Below are 5,658 nucleotides of genomic sequence, written 5' to 3'. Positions count from 1 at the left end.
CCCCCTCCTCGTCTATGCCCCCGCCCGCGACCGGCGCCCCACTGTCGTCCAGGCCATCCAAAACGCCGAGGGCCCCGCCCTGGTCGTCACCTCGGACCCCACGGTCTGGGCCGAGACGAAGGACGCCCGCGCCAAGCTCGGCCCGGTCCTCGTCTACGACCCCGGCCACCTCTGCGACACCCCGGCCCGCCTCCACTGGCCGCCCACCGCCGACTGCGAGGACCCCGACACCGCCGCCGTACGCGCCGCCGCCCTCCTCGCCCCGGTCCGCCCGCAGGCCAGGATCGACGCGGCGGTGGCCGACACCGCGCAGACCCTCCTCCAGTGCTGGCTGCACGCCGCGGCGGTGGACGGCCGCCCGTTCCGCCAGGTCGCCCGCTGGGCCTCGGGGGCATCCGCCCACGAACCCGTACGCCTCCTCCGTACGCATCCCAAGGCCGCATCCGGTCTCGCCGGGCTGCTGGAGTCCGCGCTCACGGGGTACCCGGAACGGCGGGACGTGGCGCAGGAGTTGAACGTACGGGCCTTCTCGGCCCTCTCATCGGTGCACATCCGCGAGGCCTGCACGGCCAACCGATCGGATGCGGCCGCGCTGGAATCTTTTGCCCGCGAGGGGGGAACGCTCTATGTGGTCGGTGAACCCATCGAGGATCCCCGTACCCGCCCCGGCGCGATGCCCCTCCTCACCGCGCTCGCCTCACACGTGGTCGAGCACGGCCGCCGCATGGCCGCACGGTCATCCGACGGTCGGCTCGACCCACCAATGACGCTGGTCCTGGACGACGTGGCCGCCGTGGCCCCGCTCCCCCAGCTCCCCGAACTGCTGGCGAGGGGCCAGGACCTGGGCCTGCCCGCGATCGCCCTGCTGCGCTCCCGCGAACAGGGCCGGGCCCGCTGGCAGCAACACCTGCACGCCCCGGCCCCGGGCGCCGTCTGACCGAACAGGAACGGCCCCCGCCCCCTACCCCCGCTCGATCACGTACTCCAGCTCCCACTCACGCCGTTCACCCGTCCCCGGCCCCTGCCCCGGGACCGGCATCCGCTGCCCCGACGGTACGAACCCGAACCGCCGGTAGAACGCCGCGGCCCGCGGGTTGTTCTCGTGCACATACAGGCGCACCCGCTCCAGCCGGGGCGCGGACAGCGACCAGGCCCAGTCGACGGCCACCCGGAACAACGCGTCCGTCACCCCGGCCCCCCGCACCTCCGGCCGGACGAAGACACCGACCAGGTGCCCCTGGTTCACCCCGGCGGGCTCCCCGAAGCGCACGTCGTCCTCCGGGCGCTCGATCAGCACAGTGACCGTGCCCACCCACTCCCCCTCGGGCGACTCCGCGACGAACTGCCGTACGTCCCCGCCCTCGGCGGCGGCAGCCGTACGGTCCTGCCAGAAGGCATCCGGCCGCGCCACCGCCGCCTCGTACGAGTCCAGGAACGCCACGGGGGCCGCGGGATCCTGCAAAGCATCCAGCCGCAGCTGCCTGGCCAGCGGCCATTCCTCGGCCCGTACGGAACGCATCACATAGTCCATGGCCCGATCCTCACCCTCCGCCCACACACCGCTCAACCGACTAAAGGACGAGCCGCAGCCCGCTGCCCCGTCGTACCCCGGTACTACACCCCTGCCCACCTCCCACCCCCGGTCGGACGACCGCCCCCGGGCCCGCTCCGTAGCGTCGACCGCATGATCAAGGCATACGGACTCACCAAGCGGTACGGCGACCGAACCGTCGTCCAGGACCTCGACTTCACCGTCCACCCCGGTACGGTCACCGGCTTCCTCGGCCCCAACGGCGCCGGGAAGTCCACCACGATGCGCATGCTGCTCGGCCTCGATACGCCGACCCGCGGCCGGTCCACGACCGGCGGACGCGCCTACGCCGCCCACCGCGCGCCCCTCACCCAGGTCGGCGCCCTGCTGGAGGCCCGCTCCGTGCACCCGGGCCGGTCCGCCCGCAGCCACCTCATCGCCCTGGCCCACACCCACGGCATCCCGCGCGCCCGCGTCGAGGAGGTCATCGCCCTCGCCGGTCTGACCGATGCCGCCCACCGAAGGGTCAAGGGCTTCTCCCTCGGCATGGGCCAACGGCTCGGCATCGCCGCCGCACTGCTCGGCGACCCGGCCACCGTCATCCTGGACGAACCGGTCAACGGCCTCGACCCGGAGGGCGTGCTCTGGATCCGCACCCTGCTCAGGTCACTGGCCGCCGAAGGCCGTACGGTCCTCGTCTCCTCCCACCTGATGAGCGAAATGGCCCTCACCGCCGACCACTTGATCGTCATCGGCCGGGGCCGCCTCCTCGCCGACACGACGGTCGACGAGCTGGTCCGCCAGGCGGGCGGCGCGTCCGTGAAGGTCGTCACCCCACAACCGGATGATCTGCGGACTCACTTGGCGGCACCAGGCGTGGAGATCACCACGGCCGCCACCACCACCGCCACCGCGGCCCGCACCGCCCCTCTCCATGAGCTCCGCGTCCGAGGAACGGAGTCGGCCCACATCGGCGCCGTCGCCGCCGCGCACGGAATCACCCTCCACGAACTCACCCCGCAGACGGTCTCGTTGGAGCAGGCCTTCATGGACCTCACCCAGGACGCGGCCGACCACCGGTCGCAGCCGCCGGCCACCACGCCCCCCGCCCACCTCACCGGAGCCGCAGCATGAACACGACGACACCGCCCGCCGCCACCACTCCTACGCACCAAGCACCCCCGTACCGCCTCCCCAGCACGCCGTACCGCATCACCCCGACCCGCATCCTGCGCTCCGAGTGGCACAAGCTCCGCTCCCTGCGCTCCACCTGGATCACCCTGACGACAGCGGCCGCGCTGGTCCTGGGAGTCGGCCTGATCATGGGCGGCACGTACACCTCCGGCGGCGGGGACTCCGACGTCGACGTCGTCGTCCTGACCCTGTACGGCAGCCTGCTCGGCCAGCTCTGCGTCATCGTCCTGGGCATCCTGGTCACGGCCGGCGAGTACGCCACCGGCATGATCCGCTCCTCGCTCACCGCCGTCCCCACCCGGCTCCCCGTGCTGTGGGCGAAGGCGGCGGTCTTCAGCGCCACCGTCCTCACGGTGATGTCCACGACCGCCCTGACCACCTTCGCCGCGGCCCAGCTCTTCCTCCACGACACCGACCAGGCAGCCTCGCTCACCGACCCCGGCGTCCTGCGGGCCCTGGCCGGCAACGCCGTCGGCATCACCCTCCTCAGCCTGATCGCCCTCGGCCTGGGCTCGCTGCTCCGCTCCGTACCGGGCGCGATCGGCGCGTTCATCGGCGGGGTGATGATCCTCCCCGAGGTGCTCGGGATGCTCCCGTACGAGACCGTCGAGCGCGCCCTCACCTACTTCCCCACCCAGGCGGCCGGAGCTCTCGGCTCCGCCACACCGATCCCGGGCACGGCCGCACCCGGTCCGGCCCTGCTGGCCTTGTGCCTGTGGGCGGCGGCGACACTGGCGGCGGCCGCCCTGTCCCTGCGCCACCGAGACGCCTGACCGATGCCTGACCGCCCTTCCCTCCCGGACCCCCGCAGGGAGAATGAACAGGTGACGGATCTCGCCACCACCGATGCCAGGCCCCCAGCAGGCGCGGCCACAGGCTCAGGCACAAGCCCTGCCCCGCTCACCCGGGCCATCCGCAGCGGCCTGGACCGCCTCCGCGCCTACGACCGGCGCCGGCCACTGGTCTGGGACACGGCGGTGACCGCGTTCTGGACCGTGGCGGCCGTCCTCGACTACACCTCCGGCGGCTGGCGAACGGTCGCCCGCGATGTGACGGCACCCGAGTCCCTGGTGCTCCTGATGAGCCTGTGCTTCTCGCTCCCGCTCGTGCTGCGCCGCAGACACCCCATGGCCGTACTCCTGCTGATGGCGCCGGTGTCCCTGGTCAACGTCTGGACCGGAGCGGTCGTGCAGGCCGCCCTCCTCCAGCTGATCCCGGCCTTCCAGATCGCGTTGCGCCTCCCCCTCCGCAGGCTCGCGGCCGCCGGGCTCGTCCTCTGCGCCCCGGTCGCGGCCGGCGCGGCCCGCATCCCGGATATGTGGGACCAGCAACTGGTCTCATACCTCTGGGGGTTCGTCTTCGTCGCCCTCCTGGGCATCGCGGTACGCACCCGCCGCGACTACACCGAGGCCCTCGTCGAACGCGCCCACCGGCTGGAACACGAACGGGACCAGCAGGCCCGCCTCGCCGCAGCCGCCGAACGCACCCGTATCGCCCGGGAGATGCACGACATCATCGGCCACAACCTGTCCGTCATCACGGGCCTGGCGGACGGCGGGGCGTACGCGGCCGCCAAGAGCCCGGAGCGCGCCACCCAGGCCCTGGACGCGATCGGCACCACCAGCAGAGAAGCTCTCTCCGAACTCCGCCGCCTCCTGGGCGTCCTGCGCGACGACCACCGCGACGCGGACCGCGCCCCGCAGCCGACCCTCGACGACCTGACCCCCCTCATCGAACGCGTACGCCGCGCAGGCCTCCCCGTACACCTGGAGTCCCACGGCGAACCCGGCCACCCCACCCCCCTCACCCCAGGTCGCCAACTCACCGTCTACCGGGTGGTCCAGGAGTCCCTCACCAACACCCTCAAACACGCGTCCCCACCCACCGACGCGCCCCTCTCCGCGACGGTGACCCTCACCTACACACCCACACACGTCGACGCCCGCATCACAGACACAGGAACGGGCACCGGCGCAGCCCCGGACGCACAAGACACCCCCACCCCCACACCAGCCCAGGGCATCATGGGCATGCGGGAGCGCGCGGCGCTCTACAACGGCACGATCCAAGCCGGGCCCCTGCCGGCCCACGGCGGCTGGCACATACACCTCCGCCTCCCCCTGGAGGACCACCCCCAGTGACGACCGTACTCATCGCCGACGACCAGCCGATGCAGCGCTTCGGCTTCCGCATGCTGCTGGAGAGCCAGGACGACATGACGGTCGTCGGCGAGGCGGGCAACGGCACCGAGGCCGTCAACCTGATCGCCCGCCACCAGCCGGACGTCGCCCTGATGGACATCCGGATGCCCGGCCTGGACGGGATCGAGGCGACCCGCCGCATCATCAGGTCGGGCTCCCGCACCCGGATCCTCATCGTCACGACGTTCGACCTCGACGCGTACGCGTACGACGGCCTCCGCGCCGGAGCCAGCGGCTTCCTGGTCAAGGACGCCCTGCCGGAGGAGCTCCTCTCCGGCATCCGGGCGGTCGCCGCCGGCGACGCCGTGGTCGCCCCCTCCCTGACCCGCCGCCTCCTGGACGCCTACGCCCACCACCTGCCGACCGCACCTGACGGCGGCGCCCCCGCGGCTCCGTCCGACCCCCGCATCGCCGCTCTGACCGACCGGGAACGGGAAATCCTGACGGTGATCGGCCAGGGCTGGTCCAACACGGAGATCGCCGCTCGCTTCCACCTCGCCGAGTCCACCGTGAAGACGCACGTCACGCGCATCCTCGCCAAAACGGGTTCCAGAGACCGGGTGCAAGCGGTCATCCTGGCCTACGACAGCCGCCTGGTGACGCCCGCCTGAAAGCCACGCGATGTCCTATGGTTCCGGTCGCCTGGGCCCGGAACGCAGAAAAGCCCCGCACCATACGGTGCGGGGCTTTCCCGGAAAAATTGTTCGGCGGCGTCCTACTCTCCCACAGGGT

At 72.3% G+C, this 5,658-nt stretch carries 6 protein-coding genes; 5 read left to right on the top strand and 1 reads right to left on the bottom strand.

The features are described 5' to 3' along the window. Positions 1–937: type IV secretory system conjugative DNA transfer family protein (locus IF17_RS0135590; protein WP_032773104.1), on the top strand; the 937-nt coding region annotated here is incomplete at its 5' end. A 24-nt stretch (positions 938–961) separates the two neighbouring features. Here the strand turns inward: IF17_RS0135590 and IF17_RS0135585 are convergent. Then, on the bottom strand, positions 962–1,531 hold the full coding sequence (locus IF17_RS0135585; protein ID WP_030575313.1) for a GNAT family N-acetyltransferase: 570 nt from the start codon (positions 1,529–1,531) through the stop codon (positions 962–964). Between the two features lie 153 nt (positions 1,532–1,684). Between IF17_RS0135585 and IF17_RS0135580 the strand changes: the two genes are divergently transcribed. From IF17_RS0135580 to IF17_RS0135565, 4 genes are read left to right on the top strand one after another with little or no spacing between them, the layout of a single operon-like run. Next, on the top strand, positions 1,685–2,665 hold the full coding sequence (locus IF17_RS0135580; protein WP_030575311.1) for an ABC transporter ATP-binding protein: 981 nt from the start codon (positions 1,685–1,687) through the stop codon (positions 2,663–2,665). Continuing rightward, positions 2,662–3,498 (top strand): ABC transporter permease, encoded by an 837-nt coding sequence (locus IF17_RS0135575; RefSeq protein ID WP_030575309.1) that lies wholly within the window; start codon positions 2,662–2,664, stop codon positions 3,496–3,498. The genes IF17_RS0135580 and IF17_RS0135575 overlap by 4 nt, the downstream gene beginning before the upstream one ends. A 3-nt stretch (positions 3,499–3,501) precedes the next feature. Next, entirely contained in the window at positions 3,502–4,866 is a 1,365-nt protein-coding gene (locus tag IF17_RS0135570) for a sensor histidine kinase (RefSeq protein ID WP_030575307.1), read from the top strand. Then, on the top strand, positions 4,863–5,537 hold the full coding sequence (locus tag IF17_RS0135565) for a response regulator (RefSeq protein WP_030575305.1): 675 nt from the start codon (positions 4,863–4,865) through the stop codon (positions 5,535–5,537). Before IF17_RS0135570 ends, IF17_RS0135565 begins: the two co-directional genes overlap by 4 nt. Positions 5,538–5,658 lie beyond the last annotated feature (121 nt).

Source organism: Streptomyces cyaneofuscatus (genome assembly GCF_000718135.1).
GTDB classification, from domain to species: Bacteria; Actinomycetota; Actinomycetes; order Streptomycetales; family Streptomycetaceae; genus Streptomyces; species Streptomyces cyaneofuscatus.
Note: the sequence above shows the minus strand (reverse complement) of the source record. Positions and strands in the feature narration are given on the sequence as shown.

Excerpts from the sequence above, each read along its gene's own strand:
- IF17_RS0135580 (WP_030575311.1), top strand. The coding sequence starts at position 1,685 with ATGATCAAGGCATACGGACTCACCAAGCGGTACGGCGACCGAACCGTC.
- IF17_RS0135570 (WP_030575307.1), top strand. The coding sequence starts at position 3,502 with ATGCCTGACCGCCCTTCCCTCCCGGACCCCCGCAGGGAGAATGAACAG.
- IF17_RS0135575 (WP_030575309.1), top strand. The coding sequence starts at position 2,662 with ATGAACACGACGACACCGCCCGCCGCCACCACTCCTACGCACCAAGCA.
- IF17_RS0135585 (WP_030575313.1), bottom strand. The coding sequence starts at position 1,531 with ATGGACTATGTGATGCGTTCCGTACGGGCCGAGGAATGGCCGCTGGCC.